Below are 20,011 nucleotides of genomic sequence, written 5' to 3'. Positions count from 1 at the left end.
CTTCAGGTGTTGCTTTCGTTGCGCCGGCTAACGGCATCAAGAATGCCATTCACCATCTTTGGCTCATCCCCGAAGAAAAAGCCGTGCGCAACGTCCATATATTCATTGATTACGATGCGGTCGGGCGTATCGGTGTCAGCGATTTCGAACGTTGCAGCCCGGAGCAGTCCGCGAAGAACGGGATCGAGGCGCGTCATTGGCCACTGCTCGGGAAGCAGATCGCTTAACGTGTGGTCGATCTTGTCCTGATCGAGCGTTACGCCACGAACAATTTCCTGCATCAGAGTCAGGTCGGCATCAGGAATGTGGCCGTCTTCGAAGGATGCTGTCGGGCTGACGCGGCGGTGACGGAGAAACTGGCCGAGAACGGTCTCCGCATTGTCGCCGGACTGTTCGCACTGGAACAGAGCCTGAACGGCTGCAACACGGGCAATGGTCCGGCTGCGGCGCGTTGGGCGGCTGTTGGGCGCGTCTGATGCGGTCATGGTGTCTCCTGGGAGTCGTTTTTTCCGGAGGACGCATCTGCGTCCCCGGTTATGGGGTTCATGTCGGCGAGGATCTTCGAGAAAGCCTCGACCTCGCGGAAGTCGCGATAAACGCTGGCGAAGCGGACATAAGCCACACCGTCCACCTCGCGCAATGCGTCCATCGCAAGTTCGCCGATACGATGTGAAGAAATATCCTGCTCTCCGGACGCTTCAAGCTGCCGGACGAGCCCATTGACCAGGCGTTCCTGCCGCTCTTCTTCAACGGGGCGTTTGCGCAAGGCTACGCGGATCGAACGGCTGAGCTTGTCCCGATCGAAGGGGACACGCCGGCCATCTGCCTTGATAACGTTCAACTCGCGAAGCTGGACGCGCTCTACGGTTGTAAAGCGCTGTGTGCAGACCGAGCAGACGCGCCGACGTCGGATCGCGGTCCCGTCTTCACTGGACCGGCTGTCCTTTACCTGAGTGTCGTCGTGTCCGCAGAAAGGGCAACGCATGAACAGTCCTGATCGTTCGGGCCTTGTCGGGGCCAGGAAAATAGGAGCAGTTTACCGGATCATCCGTTCTGGCCCAAATGGGCCTGTCCGTTACCGGGAGACTATCGTTGAAACGGGTATCTGCGGCTTTTGCTGTCTTGTTATCGCTCTCTGCTGTTCCTGCTTTCGCGCAGGAAACTGGCGCTCTGCCAGTTGCACAGCATAATCGCCAAAAAATTGTCGTTCTGGATGGAACACTTGCCCCGTCGAAGCATGACGATACACGGGCTAATGCGTATTTTACGATTCGCAATGACGATGACAGTGATCATCTGTTGAAGGGCATCACGTCACCGGCCTGCTCCACCATCACTGCGCATCACACGAACCAGGAGCAGACGCAGGCTACGAACGATCTATTTTCGCATCTGGCCCTGCCCCATAACTCAGACATGATATTTCCGGTTTCCGGTTATCATCTGCTGTGCGGTGGTGTGCAGCAGGGTCTTCAGATCGGACAGAAAGTACCGTTTACCTTCGAGTTCCTCGATGGTGACAGCATAACGATCGGTTTTACGGTCGAAGCGGCCAAATAAACTGATTTGGAGATCTCAGGCCATGATGGTGGCTGAGATCTCCTTGATAACGGCCAGAACCGATTCGCCGTACCGGTCGAGTTTCGAGGCCCCGACCCCTTTGATACTACCGAGTTCCTGATGGCTGACGGGGTGCTCTCTTGCGATGTCCCGAAGAACCGAATCGTGGAAAATGACGTAGGGGGGAATTTCCTGCTCCCGCGCTTCTGAAAGGCGCCATTGCCGCAGGGCATCGAAAACAGATTTTTCTTCTGCGGAAAGACTGTCGTTTTCCGGATTGGTGGTCGGAGACCGCGCAATAAGGCTCTGTTTGGCGTCCAGTCGCAAAGAGACCCTTTCTTCCCCACGAAGGATTGGCCGCGCAATCTCGCTCTGAAGCGCAAGGCTTCCATGTTCGCCGTGCGTCCGGATTGCACCGCGCGCGATGAGCTGTCTGACCACGGCACGCCACCAGTTCTCCGTCTGATTCTTTCCGATCCCAAATACTGAAAGGTGCTGATAGGCGTGACGTTCGATGGTTTCGTTGGTTTTGCCGCGTAAGACGTTGGTGAGCTGGACGGCGCCAAGGCGTTGCCCTGTGCGATAAATGGCTGACAAAACTTTTTGTGCGGCCTCGGTGCCATCGAATGTGGACACGGGATTGATGCAGTTGTCGCAATGGCCACAGGGAGAGGACAGATTTTCTCCAAAGCAGGCGAGAAGAGCTTGTGTCCGGCAGCCTGTGGTTTCCGTGAGGGCAATCATGCTTTCCAGACGGGACTGCATGACGCGCTTTTCGTTGTCAGGCGCGCTTGACTGCTCCAGCCAGTGTCGCGCGCGAGCCATATCCTCACCGCCATAAAGCAGGAGCGTGTCTGACTTCTCACCATCACGCCCTGCCCGTCCAATCTGCTGGTAATAGGCTTCCGGAGAGGATGGCATGTCCAGGTGCACAACACAGCGGACGTCCGGGCGATCAATGCCCATTCCGAACGCTACTGTGGCAACAATGACCATGTCCTCGCCAGAGCGGAACCGCATGAGGGTTGCGCGTTTTTCAATGGGAGACAGACCTGCGTGAAACGGAAGCGCAGTCAGGCCTTTGCCCCGCAGCATTGTTGCTACACGTTCGGTCTTGTTACGGCTTCCACAGTAGACGATGGCCGCACCGCTCCGATGGCTTTCCAGTGCCTCGGTCAGCTGCTTGCTTTCGCCTCCCTTTGGGCGGGCTTCCATGAAAAGATTAGGCCTGTGAAAGCTCGCCATCAGGACGCGTGCATCGGGCATCCCGAGAACATTTAGGATATCGTCGCGTGTGCGCGGGTCAGCGGTTGCGGTCAGGGCAATACGGGGGACGTTCGGGAAGAGTTCAGGAAGCGATGCGAGGGCTCGATATTCCGGTCGGAATTCGTGTCCCCATGCAGAAACGCAGTGAGCCTCGTCAATCGCGATCAGGGAAATACGGCGCTTGGAGAGAAAGTTGCTGGTCGCGGGCTGTAAAAGCCGCTCCGGCGAAATGTACAGGATGTCGATCTGATTATTGCGAAGATCCTGATGCAGGACATCGCGCTCTTCAGCATCCAGCTCGGAATGAAGAGCTGCGGCACGGATACCCAGCTGCCTCAGACCTGCTACCTGATCGTCCATCAGGGCAATCAGGGGAGAAATAACGAGACCCATGCCGTCCCGACATAATGCGGGAACCTGATAGCAGAGGCTCTTTCCTCCACCAGTGGGCATCAAAACGAGAACGTCTTCGCCCCGCATGACAGTTTCAACGGCCTCTCCCTGAAGGCCGCGAAATCCTGGAAACCCGAACACGTCTGCGAGGACCTGTTCGGGAGATTGGCCCGGTTTGGCCGCAGGGTGGTTTTGTCCCTCCGTCACTCCGGGCTCCGGCTCAAAGACCCGGTGTGATCGTGATGGAGACGCGACGCAGCGCAACGTGGGAGGCGTCGATGGTTGTCTCTGGTTCTGGCTTGATCTCGATTTTCGCACCATTCACGCCGTCATTGGCAAGCTGTGTTGCAACGGCCTGCGCGCGGCTATCAGCAAGTTCCTTAAGAACGGCCGGATCACCGTTCATGCCAGCTGATCCGGAAACGCGAATGCTCTGAGCGTGCTCATTGCGTGCTGCCGTAGCTGCTTTTGTGACAACAGCCTGAGCAACCGGGCTCAGTGAAACGGAATCACGGTCGAAAAAAACAACGTAGCTGTCGCGTGTCGGCTGGTCGGCACAACCGGCCAGAGCGGCGGTCAGGACGAAAGCCGGAGCCGCAATACGGATGGAAGAAAGGATACGAACCATGGCGTTACGTCCTGAGAGAAAGAATTGAGGCTCCTAGGTGCCTTGTCGGCAGAGTCTGGTCAACCTGCGCTTGAAACTACCTGTCCGTTCTCAAGGCGCCAGATGCGATCCAGCCTTTCAACGCCTGTCAGGCGATGAGCAATCAGCAGAACGCTGCGGCCTTCTGCAACGTTGTTCAGGGTCTCCAGGAACGCCTTCTCGGTATCTGCATCGAGGCCTGTTGCTGGTTCATCGAGGATCAGGATCGGGGCGTCTGACAGCAGGACACGGGCGAGTGCTATGCGCCGCCCCTGCCCGCCGGAGAGTTTCGATCCGCTTTCGCCAATCCATGTATCCAGACCTTCAGGAAGGCTGTGCACCAGATCCGCGACTTTCGCCTGATCGAGAGCGTTCCAGAGTGCGGCTTCTGGAATGTCGGTGCGACCGAGAAGAAGGTTATTGCGGATCGTATCATCAAAAAGGTGGCTGGACTGCGAGAGCCACGCGACCTGAGAGCGCAGAGCATCATTGTTCAGATTGGCAATATTTTCGCCACCCAGACGAATTTCTCCGTTTTCAGGCGCAACAACTTTCAGAATCAGCGCTGCAAGACTGGATTTTCCAGCACCTGACGGGCCAATCAGCGCTGCGCGCTCGCCCTGCCGAAGAGAGAGGGTGAGATCACGAAAAACTGGTTCCCGATTCGGAGTCCATCGAAAGGTTACCCTATCGACTTTGATGTCTCGTCCAGATGGAAGCGGCGTTGTTCCCTCGGCGACAGTCGGGATCTTCTCCGCCACTTCCATGATGCGTTCAGCAGCGTACGAAACCTGGCCATATAGAAGGCCTGCACGAGAGAGGCCTGTCACGCCTTCCAGAGCGGTGATGGCAACAAAAAGTGCTGCGATGCCAGCAACTGGCGCGGCCTGCTGGAAAATCAGACCTGCGACTGCGCAGAGAATGATAGCGATACCTGCCTTGGCGACCAGGCCAGCCACAAGATTTGTCAGCGCCATGCGGATGGCCTGTCTGCGCTGGGCAGAGAACAGGGCTTCCTGGCGTTCAGTCACCGCGTTTGCAAGGACGTCTTCGGCGCCAAAAGCACGAGCCTCCCGGAGACCTGACGTCAGATCAAGAGCTGCTACGCGCAGATCGGCCTCAGCGTGAAGAATGTCCGGGCCGAAACGCCGTGACACTCGGGTTGCCACCCAAGGCATGGCGAAAGCAAGGACCGCGAATAGTACGGTTGTGAGCAAGCCGGGGAGTGTTCCAGCTTTAAGCCAGACAAACGCGGCAACAGGCAGCGTCAGAACAGCAGACGCCATCGGGACCAGAATGCGCAGGTAGAGGTTGTCGAGCGTCTGGACGTCTGAGACCAGACGAGACAGGAGATCTCCAGAGCGTTGGAAGCCGAGGCCTGCTGCTGCGCCTTTTGCGAGACGGCGATAGAACCACACGCGCAGGTCTGACAGGGCGCGGAACATCGCATCATGCGTATAGAGGCGTTCCAGATATCGCAGGACGATCTGGGAGGCACCGGCTGCCTGTAACAGCATCGAGCCAGCAGCAACTCCTACGGCTGCAGCCGCAACGCGACTACCGGCCTGCCCCATGAGAGCCAGACTGGAACATACAGCCAGTTCTGCAATGACAATGCCTGTGATCAGACGGCCGTAATGTGGCTTCCAGACGCGGATAATACGCGAGAGAGCCGTGCTGTTCTTCTGGCGCTGCGATTGAAGAGAAGCGCTCATGCTGCTTGCTCCGTATAGGAGATAACGCGACCTTTGCTGAGAACAAGGTGGCGACCATGGAACTTCTGGGCTTGCGCAGAATGTGTACAGAGGACGACTGTTCGCCCCTCAGCCAGACGATGAAGGCTGGTCAGGATGTCTGCCTCTGTCGCCGGGTCCAGATGTGATGTGGGTTCATCCAGAAGCAGAAGCGGCGCGTTCTTGAGAAAGGCTCTGGCAATCGCAATGCGCTGGGCCTGTCCGCCTGAAAGACCAAACCCGCCTTCTCCGATCCGCGTTTCCAAGCCTTCGGGAAGATGCGGGATATAGCTATCCATTGCTGCGTGAGAAATGGCTGACTGCAACTCCTGTTCGGAAGCCTCGGGTTTAGCGAAAAGAATGTTCTCACGAATTGTTCCTGCAAAAAGGACCGGTTTCTGACCGATCCAGCTAATGCGGGATGAAATCTGTCGTGGCGTCAGGGTAGCCATGTTTGTGCCGTCCAGAAGGATGCGGCCCTGTGTCGGGTCTACAAAACCCAGAAGAAGTTCGAAAAGTGTAGACTTGCCCGCGCCCGATGGCCCTTCCAAAATCAATGTCTCGCCGGCCGGGAGCGTGAAACTCACATTTTCGATCACGGGACCACGTTCTTCGTTCCAGGAAAACGATAGGTTTTCAGCAGTCACGGTGAGGCCACGGCCATTCTGTACAGCAGCAAGTGCGGGCGTTGACGACAGTTCTTCAGGAAGGTCAGCCAACTCGTGCATAGCCTCGGCGGCTGCTGTCGCATGGGCGCGATCCTGATAAGCCGCAGACAAGGCCCGGAAAGACGCGAATGCTTCTGGCACAAGAAGAATGGCGTAAAGGGCGCGTGTCAGGGCAATTTCAGGCGTCGCGCTACTAAGATTATGGCTCTGGGTGATGACGATCAACACCAGCGCTACGACCATGGCGATATCTGTCGTAGCGGATGCAATGAAGGCAATACGCAGGACCTTCATGGTCCGTAGGCGCAGATCATCAGCACTTGCTGCCAGCGCCTGAGCTTCACGTTCCGTGCTGCCAGACAGGACAATCGTGGCAATTCCCTTTACGCGGTCCAGAAAGCGCGTCTGCAGACGTGTCATCGCCAGAAACTGACGGCGGGATGCAACGGCAGTGGCGATCCCGAAGAATGCTTGGAAGACCGGAAGGGACGCGCAGCAGATTGCGAGGATGATGCCTGCACGATGGTTCTGCCAGAAGACTGCCGCAACAACGATCCATTGTGAGACGAGCCACAGCGCAGATGCCGGGAGCCATCGTGCGAAATAGCCATCCAGCGCTTCCACGCGATCCACAAGGGTGGAGGCGATTGCCGAACTGTGTTGCCGACGCAGGAGCGCAGGACCTTCGCCAATAATACGGGCCATGATTTCAGAACGAAGTCGGCGGCGGGCCGAAAGACTTGCGGACGATGCTCTGATGTCCTGTCCTGCCGTCAGGGCTACGCGGATCACGCTCACGGCAATGAACATTCCGATAGCCGGGGGGGCGTTGCCCGGATGTCCGGTCAGAATGGCGGCAAGTGTCCGGGCCAGAGCCCATGCCTGCAGAAGACCCAGGAGAGTCGAGAGCAGTCCGAGGATCACTATAACGGAGGTCAGGGAACGGCTGGCACGCCCCTGAGCTTTTATCCACGCTTTTGCGATTGTCTTGTCGGCCTTCATGATCCCTGCATATAGGTCGCAAAGTCGCCACAAGACAGTCTTTGACGCATTTCTTGCTGCTTATTTAGATTTTAAGTGGTTATTTCAGGAGTCGGACGGGCTATCGGAGCCTGTGGACGATGGCGACTCTTCGCTGTGGATTGCTTTATGGGCAATCGCGACAGCTGTTGGCGACGGATCTGCGGGTACGAACTTCATATTGTACCATGTGCCGTCCTCATTTGAGATGAGAAGATCCGCATTGATCTGGCGGGCAAATCCCCGGATCAACTGAATGCCGATCCCTTCTCGTCTGTTCCGTGATTCGGTCGCGCGTGATGCTTCAAGCCCAATCCCGTCATCTCCGAGTTCAAATTCTACCAACCCGGATTTGTCGGTAGGTGGATTTTTGACGCGGTGAAGCGAAATGCGAACGACGCCCGAGCGATTTTCTGGAAAAGCGTAACGCAGAGCATTGCTGACAACTTCAGTAACGATCAGAGCAATGGGCACGGCCTGATCGGGTGAGATCAGGACATGCTCGATGTCCAGCTCCAGCCGAATGCGTGTCTGCGTATTCATGCTGTGGGCGGAGAAAAGGATTGAACACAGCTCTTCCAGAAAACTCTGAACATCCAGAGCGGAAAGGCCGTTCTCAGAGTACAGATAACGATGCAGCGTGGCGAGTGCGCGGACCCTGTCCCGCACCAGCCTGAATTCTTCACGGGCCTCATGGGACCGAATGCGGCTGGCCTGAAGATTCAGGAGAGATGCAATGACCTGAAGATTGTTTTTAACCCGATGATGAATTTCCCGGATGAGCATGTCCTGATGATGAGCGGACTTCTCAAGGGCGCGTTCATGGCGCGTAAGTCGGCGCGTTGCTCTTAGAAAGGCACGCTCCAGATGGCGGATTTCTAAAGGGATAGATCGATTAATACGCGGATCGAATGGTGCCCCTCGCCGCCAGTCCGCTACGGCCAGGGCAAGTCTTTCCAGCGGCTCTACAAGGAAAGTTCGTGCAGCCCACGCGACGATCAACAGTTCGAGAACCAGAAGCGTCGCAATCAGACCTACGCGGATGAGGAAAATATTAAGTGCCCGGCTTTCTTCGCGGGTTCGTTCGGTAGCAACAAGAAGGCTGACTGGGCCATAGGCGTTTTGCAGAACGTAAGTTGTTCCGTGAAACGTAAACGAGTCATGCAAAGCATGATTCGTAATATCTTTCTTCAGGCGATCATGCACGGCCGTGGGAAGCGTCGGAATGTTGGGTCGATCTGGAAAAAGCGAAAAAATCGACCCATCTCCCATCATGAGGAGGTTTCTCGCGTTGTCATTGACGCCAAGCAGAAGTCTTCCATCTCCGACAGGGAGGTGGCTGCGCTGCCAACCAAGTGTCCGGACCGCGATGATATAGCCTGCGATCGTGCCTTGATTCATTAAAGGAACGACAAATCTTACGAGTGGGCCGCGCCCTCCCTTGATGACATCGACACCAATATTAGGGCGCGCACCATTCTGGTTTAGCGTCGTAAGAAGCTGTCCAGATGGACAGATAGCCGGGTCTTGAGACGACGGTGGAGGAAGTACAACTGACGGACGCCCCTGGGCGTCAGTCAGCATTAGCGAGCAGTAGTGATGCTGGGAAATCGTCTGGACGAGGCCGAATTCACGAAGAGCTGTTTCTGTGGTGATGTCCCTGTCAGCCAGCATGTCCAGTACGCTATGGGTCTGGTCCAGATCGCTTGATAATTCGGAAAGCGCCGCCTGTGCGTCCCGTTCGGTTCTGGCTAGAGCATTGCCAACGTTTTCCTGGTAACTATGCCAAGCCAGAAGACCTGCAATTGTCGCAAGAGGAAGCGTTGTCGCGACGATCAGAGCCATAACGCGGGCTCCTACCGTATCGAACATGCGAACGCTGCGAAAAACCATTCTGCGATAAGGAATGATGAGACCCTTTATGACCTGCTGCCCAGGATCTCAGGCCGGGCTTCCTGTGCAATCACTTTTTCCGGTCTTCTTCGATCAGCTTCAAAAGCTCTTCAGGGATAGGTTCGCTCGCAACATCGTCAAAGAGCTGATGAAGTCCGCGGCTCAGCCAGATACCAAAGGGAGAATCCTGATCATCACCTTTGGATTTTCCGGATGAGGATTGGGACTTGTCTCCTCCGGTCATTGTCTAGTCCTGAGCCTCTCTGTGACAACGCAGAATAATCGCCTCTGCTCCCTGCAGATCGCCGTGCGGTTCTGAGGCTGTTCGAAAGCTACAGACCTGCACGGCGGTAAAGAACTGTTTACAAAAACGGCTCAGTTACCGCAATCGCTTCAATTCCGAAATGGGCGAAATACGAACGTCTCCGAGAGGCGAAAAGTTCAATCCGGGCTTACGAGAAAAGTAGATCGTCTGCTGACTGTCCGGCACGATGGCGCACATCGATGGCATCACGAAGGGCTTTTACCTTCACGCGCAGCTTGTCGTTGCTCGGCATATCACCTGTCATCCATGCTTCAAGCTGTCGGCGAGCGCGGAAAACGCGACTTTTAGCTGTACCAACAGCGCAGTCAGTTGCTTCAGCCAGGGCCTCGTAGCTCATGCCCTGAATAACGACCATGACGAGTGCCTCGCGCTGATCAGCCGGCAAGCGAGATAGTGCCAGCGATAGATCCTTCAGAGCGAGGCGATCTTCATGGGTTGCCGGGCTTGCGAATGTTGATGCTGGCACATCATCAATGTCTGTCGTCTCACGACGCTTGCGCAGGTCCGAGATGAAGCGGTTACGCAGGATACGATGCATCCATGCTGAAAAATTCGTGCCGGGAATGAAGCTGTTCTGGGCGGCTAGAGCATTGCACACGGCGTCCTGAACAAGGTCCTCCGCAGCAGCGCGGTTGCGCGTCAGGGACAGGGCCTGCACACGCAGCTTCGGTAGGATTGCGATGACCTGATCATGGAACGTCATGGGAGTACTCCTGGTTTCGTCCTGTTTCATGGGATCAATGAACGGGGTTCCAAGATCGTTGCATCAGAAAGGAATTTTTTTGATATTTTTCAAAAATTATTATTTGTCAGTTAGTTAGAGAGTAATTTCCTGATGATTTTTTCCTTCGGCCAACATGGAAAGCTGACTTCTTGCTCGTGAGACGCGGGCTTTCATGGTTCCCGATGGAACATTGCAGATGCAGGCGGCTTCTTCATAAGACAGCTCCTGTGCGCCCACGAGGATAATAGCTTCGCGCAGAAGGTCCGGAAGTTTCCAGATAAGTTCTCCGAGATCCGTTACGGCATCTCGGGCACTTTGCATGGAGGGAATTTCGGACGACAGGGGCATGTCCATTTCGACGTTCTGCATGATCTCCTGTTCACGGGAAGATCGTCTACGCTGCTCGTAGAAGGCATTTCTCTGAATCGTGAACAGCCAGGCCTTGAGCGTAGTTCCTGCCTGAAACTGCGTCTGCGCAGCGAGTGCGCGAACAACTGTGTCCTGCACCAGATCGTCTGCTGCGACAGCATCACGTGTCAGGAACCGTGCGAAACCACGGAGGTCTGGCAAGGTCTTCAGGAGTTCCTGATGAAAGGAAACGCCTCTTTTCTCCTGTGGAGCCGTTTCAGGCTCGGAAACAGGTGCCGTCAGAGGGAGGTCCTTTCAGGAAGGTGAAGTCTGCGGATGCAGACAGACACTAGGCGTATCCGGTCGCTCGTGTCATGATTATTCAATCGCCACAAACGGATAGTCCTTCATAAGGTTTCCGCGCGGCTGTCCAATATCAAGAGGCTGAGGATCCATGGCTGACACGTCACGTCACGAACTCATTGCGGCGCTACCCTATGCTCGCCGTTTTGCCCGTGCCCTGGCTGGAGATCAGGCGCAGGGAGACCGGTTGGTAGCCGGTGCCCTGAAGGATTTTCTGGCAGCAGAGAAATCAGACCTTCCTCCCCGGCTAGCACTATACGGCAAGCTCGTGCAGGAGTTCTCGAAGGAGAATGCTGATCGGCCAGACATGACTCTTGTTCAAAGAGCTCTCATGCTTCTGACCTCGCTTGAGGAGCAGTCGCTGTCGTCGGCCGCTCGGGCTCTCTCCATTACTGAAGAGGATGCCGCTGCAAATCTGGCTGTGGCTCGACAGGCTCTTCAGGGCATTGCACAGACGACGGTGCTTATCATTGAAGATGAGCCGATCATTGCCATGGATATTCAGGATCTGGTGGAGCGCTGTGGCCATAAAATCGCAGGCGTTGCTTATACGGAGGCTGACGCCGTGAAGCTGGCTGCCGAGACGAAGCCAGGCCTTATCCTGGCTGATATCAATCTCGGCGGTGGCGGTGATGGAATGCACGCTGTCGGGCGTATTCTGAAAACGCATGACACGCCTGTGATTTTCGTCACGGCTTATCCGGAGCGTTTGCTGACCGGAGAAGCGCATGAGCCCTCCTTCGTGATTACGAAACCATTCGAGCCGATGGCGCTGGCTGTGGCGACCTATCAGGCCGTCACGGGTGGTATAAAGTCCGTCTGAGAGAAAATCCGTCTTTGGGTGCCTTGCGGGCAAACGTTCCCTGCGACACATAGGGGATATGTCGGCACCCATTCTTCTTCTTCAGAATATTACTTACACTCTTGGCGGACGCCCGCTCCTTGATGGCGCCGAGCTCGGCGTTCTTCCGGGCGAACGCATCTGCCTTGTGGGGCGGAATGGCTCCGGTAAGTCTACACTCCTCAAAATAGCGGCTGGCGACATTGTTGCTGACGACGGGACCCGGTTTGTACAGCCGGGCGTCAAGGTGCACTACCTTGCGCAGGAGCCTGATCTGACGGCCTACTCCTCCACCTTTGATTATGTCGCAGATGGGCTGGATGAGACGGAGCACTATCGGGCCAGATCCATGCTCGCTGAACTTGGTATGACGGGTGACGAAGGGTGCGAACGGTTATCTGGTGGCGAGGTTCGCCGCTGCGCCCTCGCCCGTGCTTTGGCCGCGGAGCCAGATCTTCTGCTGCTGGACGAGCCGACAAACCATCTGGATCTTCCGACGATTACATGGCTGGAAAAAGAGCTGGCCTCATCGCGCTGCGCCATGATTGTCATCAGCCATGATCGACGCCTCCTTGAGACGCTATCCCGGAGTGTGGTGTGGCTTGAGCAGGGCAAGACGCGGCGTCTGGATCAGGGCTTTTCGCGCTATGAGACTTGGCGGGATGAAGTGCTGGAGCAGGAAGAACGTGATGCTCACAAGCTGGACCGTCAGATTGCCCGGGAAGAGGATTGGATGCGGTATGGTGTGACAGCACGCCGGAAGCGCAACGTCCGTCGTGTCGCGGAACTGGCGTCCTTGAGGAATAACCGTCGAGAAATCTCCGCGCGCGGCACCAGCACGCTGCGTATGTCTGCGACAGAAGCAGATGGCGGCGGCAAGATTACGGTCGGTACGGAAAGCCTGGGGTGGGCGTATGGGGATCGCACGATTGTAAAAAATCTCGATCTCAAGATTCTGCGCGGAGACCGGTTGGGGTTGGTTGGCGCCAATGGTGCAGGAAAGACCACTCTTATTCGTCTTCTGACCGGTCGCATGCCTCCGCAGGAAGGATCTGTTTATATCGGACCGTCTGTTGCCATGGTGACGCTGGATCAGCAGCGTGAAAGTCTGGACCCTGCCAAAAGCCTTTCTGACACCCTTACAGGCGGCAGTGGGGATATGGTTCAGGTCGGGAATGAGAAGCGTCACGTTATCGGATATATGAAGGACTTCATGTTCCGTCCGGAACAGGCACGTACGCCCGTTGGAAAATTATCTGGTGGAGAGCGCGGGCGTCTTGCTCTTGCGTGCGCACTGGCCAAGCCATCCAGCTTGATGGTGCTCGATGAGCCTACCAATGACCTTGATCTGGAAACGTTGGATCTGTTGCAGGAAATGCTGGCGGACTATGCGGGGACCGTTCTTCTGGTCAGCCATGATCGTGATTTTCTTGATCGTGTAGCAGGCTCTGTTCTCGTATCCGAGGGTGATGGGCAATGGATTGAGTACGCCGGCGGCTACTCGGACATGCTGGTTCAGAGGCGCGGTGAAGCTCCTGCTGAGCGTCATTCAGAAGATCGGGGTGAGAATGATCTTGTATCAAAAAATACTGTAAAATCAGAAAAGAAGCAGACGAAGCTTAGTTATAATGACAAGCGGACCCTTGACCTTCTTCCTGGCAAAATGACTAAGCTGGAAAAGGCTATTGTCACGTATCGCGAGGCATTGTCTGACCCCGTGCTTTACAGCAAGGACCCAGCAAAATTCACCAAGATCAGTGATGCTCTTCAGGCGGCAGAGCGTGAATTGACTGACGCCGAAGAGCAATGGCTTGAACTGGAAGCCAAAAAAGAAGAGCTGGAAAGCCAGTAAAAAATAAGGTTTTCAGGCCTTATCTGCTACCGGGATAAGGCCTGAGAGCTCCATGGCCTTGCGAGACGCATGGATGCTTTCGGTGACACGGATTGCCGCATCGAGCGCTCTGATTCCCGCTTGAGCATCAACCAGCACTGGTGCGCCGTTAAGGCATGATTCAGCAAAAGCTTCGTGCTCTACGGCAAGGTTGTCGTGGTCATGCCAGCTGATGGCTTCGCGTTTGAAGCCTCCGGTTCCCGGTAGAGGGAGGCCACGTTCTCTGCCAATGAAGCTGAGTTTGCGCTCCATGAAGTCTGCTGACAGGTAACCGTCCTGTGAGAAAAGTCTCATACGGCGTTCTGTTTTAAGGGAAATTCTGCTCGCTGTGATTGTGGCGACGCATCCGTTCTCAAATCGGACCCGCGCATTCGCAATGTCTTCGTGCTCGCTTGAAACGGCTGCGCCAATGGCATCGATGTCCGTAATTGGGCTGTCTACGATTGCAAGAACCAGATCCAGGTCATGGATCATCAGGTCCAGAATGACAGACACATCTGTCCCTCTCGGCTTGAAAGGCGCGATGCGTGTGGCTTCGATATAGAGCGGCTTGTCGATACGCTCCGTGATTGCCCGGTGCTCTGCGGAGTAGCGCAGCAGATGGCCCACTTGAAGAACTTTGCCCGTCCGGGATGCGAGATCCGCCAGATTGCGAGCTTCATCCAAAGTGGCTGCGATCGGCTTCTCAACGAGAACATGACGGTCCGCGTTAAGGGCGTCGCTGGCAAGTCGGAAATGATGTTCGGCTGGAGCCGCAATAATCACAGCCTCAACCGACTTCAGCAGGGCCTCGTAAGTTTCTGCAACGGCGCAACGTGCCTCACGAGCGACTGTTGCTGCACGTGCCGGATCAGGGTCGAAAAGCGCCACCAGATTTTCAGCCGGATTTGCGGCTGATTTGAGGGCGTGAAATCGCCCGAAGTGACCGGCACCGACGATGCCGACCCGAAGCTGTCGCCGAGTGTTCATGAGTGACAGGATTACCAGTCCATCACGGCTTCGCAAAGCCGTCACGGGCGGAATGTTGGTGAAAGGTTGCATCGGCATTGCGGAAGCGGCATGGTCCCGCGCAAGAAACTCGAACCGTCCAAACCCGCCGAGGACATCTCGACCCGTTATGATGTATTATAGCCGGCTCAGACTGCTGGGCGTCGCAGGCATCTGCCTGATCGGCCTCCTGTTCTGTCTGCCCAATTTCATGCGTGCCCCCACGCAGTCCCTGCCCTGGCGGCAGATCCACCTTGGCCTTGATCTCCGTGGTGGTTCATATCTGCTGCTGCAGCTTGACCTGAAGTCCCTGGAGCATGACCGCCTGCAATCCTTGCAGGATCAGGCACGTCAGACCCTTCTGGACAAGTCTCTCGGTTACCGTGACTTCCAGAAGGATGATCAGACGGCCAGCCTGAGCTTTGAGCCACGCTCAGATGCGGAGCGCGCTGTTGCACTGAAGACGATGCAGGATCTTCCTGTCGTTGTGCCTGATGAATTTCATGTCACTGAGGCCAACGGTCGCATCGTGCTTACGCTTCAGCATGATGCCATGTTGGCGCGTGCCCGGGACGCTGTTGCCCAGTCCATTGAGATCGTTCGCCGCCGTATTGATGCCACGGGTGCGATTGATCCGAGTATCGCCCGTGAGGGCGATGACCGGATCGTGGTGGAACTGCCTGGTGTCAGTGATCCCGAGCGGATCAAGACTCTTCTGGGAACAACTGCCCGTCTGACGTTCCGTTTGCTTGCGCCAAACCCCAGTGTTGCCAGCCCCGGTTCGGCGATGCTGGAAGACATCAGTACCCATTCTCAGGTTGCCGTACAGGACCATGTGGATGTTGATGGTACGGATCTGACGAACGCAGGTGCGGTGATCGATCAGCAGAGCGGTGGCTGGGCCGTGACGTTCCAGCTCAATAGCGCTGGTGCAACGGCTTTTGCCAATACGACCCGCGCCAACGTGGGTAAGCGGTTTGCGATCGTGCTTGATAACAAGGTTATCGAAGCGCCGAACATTATTAATCCGATTACGGCAGGGAGTGGTCAGATCACAGGTGGCTTTGATGCCCACAGTGCGTCTGATCTTGCGCTTCTGCTGCGTGCTGGTGCGCTGCCCGCTCCGTTGGCTGTTATTGAGCAGCGCACGATTGGTCCGAGCCTGGGCGCTGCGTCCATCCACGCTGGCATTCTTAGCCTTGCGGCCGGATTTGTCCTGGTCGTGGTGTTCATGGTGCTCTTCTACGGTCGCTTCGGCCTGTATGCGGATATTGCGCTGTTGGCCAACCTGATCCTGATGGTAGCGATCCTGTCTCTTTTCCAGGCGACGCTGACGCTGCCAGGTATGGCGGGTATGCTGTTGACGCTTGGTATGGCTGTGGATGCCAATATCCTCATCAATGAGCGCATCCGAGAAGAAGTGAAACGCGGGCGTGCGCCGCTTCAGGCACTGCAAGCTGGCTTCGAGCGCGCAACCAGCACAATCGTTGACAGTAATGCGACGGCGTTTCTCGCGCATGTCATGCTGTTCGTGTTCGGCACGGGTCCCGTGCGGAACTTCGCCCTGACGATTACCATCGGCATCGTGACGACCCTCTTCACGACCCTGCTGCTGTCACGCTTCCTTGTCGTGCGGTGGTATGCCCTTGCCCGTCCCAAAGAACTGCCGGTCTGAACGTCATGCTGTCACGTCCCCTTCTCCGTTTTGTCCGTGACGATCGGCGCATCAACTTCATGCGCGGCCGTCATATGGGGCTTATCGTTTCGGCGGTTCTCTCCATTGCTTCTGTCATCCTGTTTTTCGAGCCGGGCCTGAAACTCGGCCTCGATTTCCGGGGTGGTATCATCGTCGAAGCCCAGACGCCGGGAGCCGCAGATTTTGGCAAGCTGCGCGCTGCTTTGGAAAAGGCCGGCATTCATCCGGATGCTGTTCAGGCCTTCGGTTCTCCGCGGGATGTCCGCATCTCGATCAATGCGCCGGAAGGTGCGGATCGTGAAGCGCAGACACAGAAGCTTGTCGATGGCGTAAAGACCGCCATCTCAGCGGCCGAACCCGGTACGCAGGTTCTGCGGGCGGATGCTGTTGGTGCTTCGGTATCTTCCGAGCTTTTCCGGGATGGCCTGTTGGCACTTGGTTTCAGTCTGGCCATGATTCTGGCTTATATCTGGATCCGCTTTGAGCGTGAGTTCGCCATTAGTGCTGTGGTGACACTTATTCTGGATCTGACGAAAACCGTGGGCTTCCTCGCCATTACGCGTTTTGAGTTTGATCTGGTGATGGTTGCCGCGTTGCTGACGATCCTCGGATATTCCACCAATGACAAGGTGGTTGTTTATGATCGTATCCGTGAAAATCTTCGCAAATACCGTACAATGCCGCTGCGAGAGCTTCTGGATCTCTCCATCAATGAGACTCTGAATCGTACGCTCGGTACCTCCATGACCGTCTTTCTGGCGGCCCTGCCGCTGGCTTTGTTCGGTGGCAGCACGCTGACCGGGTTCGCAACGGTTATGCTGTTCGGTATCGTTGTTGGAACATCATCTTCCATCTTCATCGCTGCTCCCCTGCTGCTTTTGATGGGTGAAAAGCGACTTCGGAAAACTCCTTCCTCCGATACGGAATGACGCTCTGAAGTCCTTATCAGGCACAAAAAAAACCGGCTCTGACTGAGCCGGTTTTTTTTGTGCCTTGAGGCGGAATGCCTAGCTATCGAAGCTGGTCAGAAATGCTGCGATTGCGGCATCTGCCTGACGATTTTCCGATGATGTCTGAAGCCTTGTAGCATTCAGAACTGCTTTTTGAGCATTATGGTCGAGGCTTATGAGCTTTTGAACATTCTGAGGGGTAACTTTTCCCCTCATTAACGCCCCTCGTGCCATGCCGTGAGCAATCAGATACGCATAAAGTCTGGCATTCGGAGATGGTGGCACGCCTTCGAAAGGACGTGCCACGCATCCACAGAGCAGGCTCCCCACCAAAACAAAACCTGTCAGTTTGCGGGTGAAAGTTGCTTCGAAAGGAGCCTGCCGTGACATCAGGAAGCCTTGGTGGCCAGAATGTCGCGGATCTCTGTCAGAAGAACTTCTTCCTTGGTCGGTGCTGGCGGCGCTGCTGGTGCAGCCTCTTCCTTGCGATGAAGCTTGCCGATGAGGCGCACAACCCAGAAGATGAAGAATGCCACGATCAGGAACTGAATGACAGCATTCAGGAAGACGCCGATGTTAACGGTAACGGCGCCTGCCTTCTGTGCTTCTGAAAGGGTATCCTTAACTGGGCCCTTCAATGTGATGAAGAGGTTGGAAAAGTCCACGCCGCCTGTCAGGAGGCCGATGAAGGGCGTCAGGACATCCTTGACGGCGCTGTTCACAATCGTGGTGAAGGCCGCACCGATGATGACGCCGACGGCGAGATCCAGCACGTTTCCGCGCATAATGAATTTCTGGAAGTCGCTCAGCCAGCCCGGAGTATGCAGGGCATGTTTCGTTTCGCTCATATTTCGAACCTCTCTTGGGGGAACCCGCATCACTGCGGTTGCAGGCCGGAAAAGCGCTACCTGCATCGCCCAAGGGATAAACGGACTCATACGATCCCGTAAAGTGTGCTTTCATCCTTGAGCGGTTTCCGTTATACGCGCCTCATGATTCGCTCCGGTCGGTATCGGAGCTTTTTTCCTGGAGTAGAGAATTCATGAAATCCGGCATTCATCCCGACTACCACGAAATCAACGTCATCATGACCGATGGCACCGAGTACAAGACCCGCTCCTGCTATGGTCAGCCTGGTGCTACGCTGCGTCTCGACGTTGATCCGAAGTCCCATCCGGCCTGGACTGGCGTGCAGCGTATGCTCGACACCGGAGGCCAGGTTGCCAAGTTCAACAAGCGCTTCGCTGGTATCGGTACCCGCAAGTAAGCTTGTCTGCCTCCGCGCTCCCCTCTTGAAGGGGCGCAGGACAGGTACCATCTGGAATATCGGTCATGATGCCTTCGGGGTCATGGCCGGTAAACCAAACGCAGTCTGCCAATTGGGGATTGCATCAGATGAACCCTGCCTTGAGGAGGTTTCCATGACATACGATTTTACGCCGCTGTTCCGCAGCGCAATTGGCTTTGATCGCCTTGCCCGTATGGCTGGCAACGCTGCCAATGCTCAGGCTATGCCGAGCTATCCCCCCTACAATATCGAAAAAACTGCCGAGACAGACTACGCCCTGACCATGGCTCTTGCCGGTTTTGGCCCGGATGATGTTGAGGTTCTCCAGGAAGACAATACGCTTGTCATCCGTGGAAGCGTTCCCGACAATACCCGGGATCGTGAGTGGCTTCATCGCGGCATTGCGACGAGAGCTTTTGAGCGGCGCTTCGTGCTTGCCGATCACACAGAAATTGATCAGGCCGAGCTTCAGAATGGTCTGTTGACCATCGTGGTGCGGCAGGTTGTTCCTGAAGCTGTCCGGCCGCGCCGTATCCCGATCGTCACAGGAAATGGTGTTCCTGATCATCAGAACGTAGCGGCATCCTCATACGCTGGCACGCAGCACGCTGCATGACGGAGGATCGGCAGGGCGGTTTTTGGATTTGCCCTGCCGTTTCGACCTTGACCAGATGTGTGATGGTGCCCCATACCGTTTCTCATTATCGCCGTGCATCCAGCAGGTGCCGCGATCATATCCCGAGCGGCCTTTCGTTCCTCTCCGGGTACGCCAATCGGTGCCTGCGCTCTCGCCGGCCCCTTAGCGCCCCAAAAGGAACGCACTGACATGACCCTGCCTTTGATGCCCAAGGCCACGGCCGTCTGGCTAATCGAGAAAACCGGCCTGACCTTTACTCAAATTGCTGAATTCTGTGGCATGCATCCGCTTGAAGTTCAGGCAATTGCTGATGGTGAAGTTGCAGCCGGAATCAACGGTTACGATCCGGTCAAAAATCATCAGCTGTCTGACGCCGAGATCAAGCGCTGCGAAGCGAACCCGGACTCCAAGCTGAAGATCCTGTCATCTGGCAGCCCGGTGAAGCGTCGCGCCAAGGGCGCGCGTTATACGCCTGTTGCAAAGCGCAATGACCGCCCTGACGCCATTGCGTTTGTTCTTCGTCAGTTCCCGCATCTGACGGAAGCTCAGATCGTAAAGCTGCTGGGCACGACGAAGGACACCATCATTAAGGTGCGTGACCGCCAGCATTGGAACAGCGCCAATATCAAGCCGCGCGATCCAGTCATTCTCGGTCTTTGCACCCAGATGGATTTGAACGCAGCGGTCTCAGCCGCCAACGACCGTCTTGCCCGTGAAGGTCAGACGCTTCCTGTGGTAAGTGCTTACGACGCTCATGAAGACAGCGCTCACTGAGCTGAGAT

The 20,011-nt window shown here is 56.0% G+C and carries 21 protein-coding genes; 8 read left to right on the top strand and 13 right to left on the bottom strand.

Going from position 1 to position 20,011, the window contains the following annotated elements; translation table 11 throughout:
* Positions 1–2: 2 nt before the first annotated feature.
* The gene (gene nusB / locus KP705_RS05625) at positions 3–485 is read right to left on the bottom strand and encodes a transcription antitermination factor NusB (protein WP_046901521.1); all 483 of its coding nucleotides are present in this window, start codon (positions 483–485) and stop codon (positions 3–5) included.
* Positions 482–985, bottom strand: a complete 504-nt coding sequence (gene nrdR / locus KP705_RS05620) for a transcriptional regulator NrdR (protein WP_064273249.1) — start codon at positions 983–985, stop codon at positions 482–484. The genes nusB and nrdR overlap by 4 nt, the downstream gene beginning before the upstream one ends.
* 107 nt (positions 986–1,092) lie before the next feature.
* On the opposite strand from nrdR, the gene KP705_RS05615 reads away from it, so the two are divergent.
* Entirely contained in the window at positions 1,093–1,560 is a 468-nt protein-coding gene (locus KP705_RS05615; RefSeq protein WP_202207421.1) for a copper chaperone PCu(A)C, read from the top strand.
* Positions 1,561–1,575: 15 nt separating this feature from the next.
* On the opposite strand, the gene recQ is transcribed toward KP705_RS05615, so the two are convergent.
* The 8 genes from recQ to KP705_RS05575 all read right to left on the bottom strand — a co-directional run bounded on the left by recQ (position 1,576) and on the right by KP705_RS05575 (position 10,798).
* Positions 1,576–3,426 (bottom strand): DNA helicase RecQ, encoded by a 1,851-nt coding sequence (gene recQ / locus KP705_RS05610; RefSeq protein ID WP_046901523.1) that lies wholly within the window; start codon positions 3,424–3,426, stop codon positions 1,576–1,578.
* A gap of 13 nt (positions 3,427–3,439) precedes the next feature.
* The gene (locus KP705_RS05605) at positions 3,440–3,847 is read right to left on the bottom strand and encodes an OmpA family protein (protein ID WP_046901524.1); all 408 of its coding nucleotides are present in this window, start codon (positions 3,845–3,847) and stop codon (positions 3,440–3,442) included.
* A gap of 59 nt (positions 3,848–3,906) precedes the next feature.
* Positions 3,907–5,580, bottom strand: a complete 1,674-nt coding sequence (gene cydC, locus KP705_RS05600) for a thiol reductant ABC exporter subunit CydC (RefSeq protein WP_046901525.1) — start codon at positions 5,578–5,580, stop codon at positions 3,907–3,909.
* The gene (cydD, locus tag KP705_RS05595) at positions 5,577–7,268 is read right to left on the bottom strand and encodes a thiol reductant ABC exporter subunit CydD (protein ID WP_046901526.1); all 1,692 of its coding nucleotides are present in this window, start codon (positions 7,266–7,268) and stop codon (positions 5,577–5,579) included. The genes cydC and cydD overlap by 4 nt, the downstream gene beginning before the upstream one ends.
* Before the next feature lie 84 nt (positions 7,269–7,352).
* On the bottom strand, positions 7,353–9,158 hold the full coding sequence (locus KP705_RS05590) for a sensor histidine kinase (protein WP_235271804.1): 1,806 nt from the start codon (positions 9,156–9,158) through the stop codon (positions 7,353–7,355).
* Positions 9,159–9,249: 91 nt separating this feature from the next.
* The gene (locus tag KP705_RS05585) at positions 9,250–9,423 is read right to left on the bottom strand and encodes a NepR family anti-sigma factor (protein WP_160298815.1); all 174 of its coding nucleotides are present in this window, start codon (positions 9,421–9,423) and stop codon (positions 9,250–9,252) included.
* A 208-nt stretch (positions 9,424–9,631) separates the two neighbouring features.
* Positions 9,632–10,207, bottom strand: coding sequence for a sigma-70 family RNA polymerase sigma factor (locus KP705_RS05580; protein WP_046901528.1), 576 nt, complete (start codon positions 10,205–10,207; stop codon positions 9,632–9,634).
* Between the two features lie 114 nt (positions 10,208–10,321).
* Positions 10,322–10,798, bottom strand: coding sequence for a sigma-70 family RNA polymerase sigma factor (locus KP705_RS05575; RefSeq protein WP_232309066.1), 477 nt, complete (start codon positions 10,796–10,798; stop codon positions 10,322–10,324).
* 232 nt (positions 10,799–11,030) lie between these two features.
* On the opposite strand from KP705_RS05575, the gene KP705_RS05570 reads away from it, so the two are divergent.
* Positions 11,031–11,762: a response regulator gene (locus KP705_RS05570; RefSeq protein ID WP_046901530.1), complete on the top strand. Its 732-nt coding sequence runs from the start codon at positions 11,031–11,033 to the stop codon at positions 11,760–11,762.
* Between the two features lie 58 nt (positions 11,763–11,820).
* On the top strand, positions 11,821–13,632 hold the full coding sequence (locus KP705_RS05565; RefSeq protein WP_046901531.1) for an ABC-F family ATP-binding cassette domain-containing protein: 1,812 nt from the start codon (positions 11,821–11,823) through the stop codon (positions 13,630–13,632).
* Between the two features lie 12 nt (positions 13,633–13,644).
* Here KP705_RS05565 and KP705_RS05560 read toward each other — a convergent pair whose 3' ends face one another.
* Positions 13,645–14,640, bottom strand: a complete 996-nt coding sequence (locus tag KP705_RS05560; protein ID WP_046902066.1) for a Gfo/Idh/MocA family protein — start codon at positions 14,638–14,640, stop codon at positions 13,645–13,647.
* 151 nt (positions 14,641–14,791) lie between these two features.
* Here KP705_RS05560 and secD point away from each other — a divergent pair, with 151 nt between their 5' ends.
* Together secD and secF are read left to right on the top strand one after the other, a co-directional pair.
* Entirely contained in the window at positions 14,792–16,333 is a 1,542-nt protein-coding gene (gene secD / locus KP705_RS05555; RefSeq protein ID WP_046902067.1) for a protein translocase subunit SecD, read from the top strand.
* Between the two features lie 5 nt (positions 16,334–16,338).
* Positions 16,339–17,283 (top strand): protein translocase subunit SecF, encoded by a 945-nt coding sequence (gene secF / locus KP705_RS05550; protein ID WP_046901532.1) that lies wholly within the window; start codon positions 16,339–16,341, stop codon positions 17,281–17,283.
* Positions 17,284–17,361: 78 nt separating this feature from the next.
* Here the strand turns inward: secF and KP705_RS05545 are convergent, their stop codons facing one another.
* Together KP705_RS05545 and mscL are read right to left on the bottom strand one after the other, a co-directional pair.
* Positions 17,362–17,694, bottom strand: coding sequence for a hypothetical protein (locus KP705_RS05545; protein WP_046901533.1), 333 nt, complete (start codon positions 17,692–17,694; stop codon positions 17,362–17,364).
* Entirely contained in the window at positions 17,694–18,152 is a 459-nt protein-coding gene (gene mscL / locus KP705_RS05540; RefSeq protein ID WP_046901534.1) for a large-conductance mechanosensitive channel protein MscL, read from the bottom strand. The genes KP705_RS05545 and mscL overlap by 1 nt, the downstream gene beginning before the upstream one ends.
* A 194-nt stretch (positions 18,153–18,346) precedes the next feature.
* Here mscL and rpmE point away from each other — a divergent pair, with 194 nt between their 5' ends.
* The 3 genes from rpmE to KP705_RS05525 all read left to right on the top strand — a co-directional run bounded on the left by rpmE (position 18,347) and on the right by KP705_RS05525 (position 20,003).
* Entirely contained in the window at positions 18,347–18,571 is a 225-nt protein-coding gene (gene rpmE, locus KP705_RS05535) for a 50S ribosomal protein L31 (RefSeq protein ID WP_046901535.1), read from the top strand.
* Positions 18,572–18,725: 154 nt separating this feature from the next.
* Positions 18,726–19,208, top strand: coding sequence for an Hsp20 family protein (locus KP705_RS05530; protein ID WP_046902068.1), 483 nt, complete (start codon positions 18,726–18,728; stop codon positions 19,206–19,208).
* Positions 19,209–19,418: 210 nt separating this feature from the next.
* The gene (locus tag KP705_RS05525) at positions 19,419–20,003 is read left to right on the top strand and encodes a DUF1013 domain-containing protein (protein ID WP_046901536.1); all 585 of its coding nucleotides are present in this window, start codon (positions 19,419–19,421) and stop codon (positions 20,001–20,003) included.
* Positions 20,004–20,011 lie beyond the last annotated feature (8 nt).

This window comes from Gluconobacter sp. P1D12_c, assembly GCF_018812105.1.
Taxonomy (GTDB): domain Bacteria; phylum Pseudomonadota; class Alphaproteobacteria; order Acetobacterales; family Acetobacteraceae; genus Gluconobacter; species Gluconobacter oxydans_A.
Note: the sequence above shows the minus strand (reverse complement) of the source record. Positions and strands in the feature narration are given on the sequence as shown.

Bases quoted from the DNA above. Each gene is read 5' to 3' on its own strand.
- nusB (WP_046901521.1), bottom strand. From the start codon at position 485: ATGACCGCATCAGACGCGCCCAACAGCCGCCCAACGCGCCGCAGCCGG.
- nrdR (WP_064273249.1), bottom strand. From the start codon at position 985: ATGCGTTGCCCTTTCTGCGGACACGACGACACTCAGGTAAAGGACAGC.
- KP705_RS05605 (WP_046901524.1), bottom strand. From the start codon at position 3,847: ATGGTTCGTATCCTTTCTTCCATCCGTATTGCGGCTCCGGCTTTCGTC.
- cydC (WP_046901525.1), bottom strand. From the start codon at position 5,580: ATGAGCGCTTCTCTTCAATCGCAGCGCCAGAAGAACAGCACGGCTCTC.
- cydD (WP_046901526.1), bottom strand. From the start codon at position 7,268: ATGAAGGCCGACAAGACAATCGCAAAAGCGTGGATAAAAGCTCAGGGG.
- KP705_RS05590 (WP_235271804.1), bottom strand. From the start codon at position 9,158: ATGTTCGATACGGTAGGAGCCCGCGTTATGGCTCTGATCGTCGCGACA.
- KP705_RS05585 (WP_160298815.1), bottom strand. From the start codon at position 9,423: ATGACCGGAGGAGACAAGTCCCAATCCTCATCCGGAAAATCCAAAGGT.
- KP705_RS05580 (WP_046901528.1), bottom strand. From the start codon at position 10,207: ATGACGTTCCATGATCAGGTCATCGCAATCCTACCGAAGCTGCGTGTG.
- KP705_RS05570 (WP_046901530.1), top strand. From the start codon at position 11,031: ATGGCTGACACGTCACGTCACGAACTCATTGCGGCGCTACCCTATGCT.
- KP705_RS05565 (WP_046901531.1), top strand. From the start codon at position 11,821: ATGTCGGCACCCATTCTTCTTCTTCAGAATATTACTTACACTCTTGGC.
- KP705_RS05560 (WP_046902066.1), bottom strand. From the start codon at position 14,640: ATGAACACTCGGCGACAGCTTCGGGTCGGCATCGTCGGTGCCGGTCAC.
- secD (WP_046902067.1), top strand. From the start codon at position 14,792: ATGTATTATAGCCGGCTCAGACTGCTGGGCGTCGCAGGCATCTGCCTG.
- secF (WP_046901532.1), top strand. From the start codon at position 16,339: ATGCTGTCACGTCCCCTTCTCCGTTTTGTCCGTGACGATCGGCGCATC.
- KP705_RS05545 (WP_046901533.1), bottom strand. From the start codon at position 17,694: ATGTCACGGCAGGCTCCTTTCGAAGCAACTTTCACCCGCAAACTGACA.
- mscL (WP_046901534.1), bottom strand. From the start codon at position 18,152: ATGAGCGAAACGAAACATGCCCTGCATACTCCGGGCTGGCTGAGCGAC.
- rpmE (WP_046901535.1), top strand. From the start codon at position 18,347: ATGAAATCCGGCATTCATCCCGACTACCACGAAATCAACGTCATCATG.
- KP705_RS05530 (WP_046902068.1), top strand. From the start codon at position 18,726: ATGACATACGATTTTACGCCGCTGTTCCGCAGCGCAATTGGCTTTGAT.
- KP705_RS05525 (WP_046901536.1), top strand. From the start codon at position 19,419: ATGACCCTGCCTTTGATGCCCAAGGCCACGGCCGTCTGGCTAATCGAG.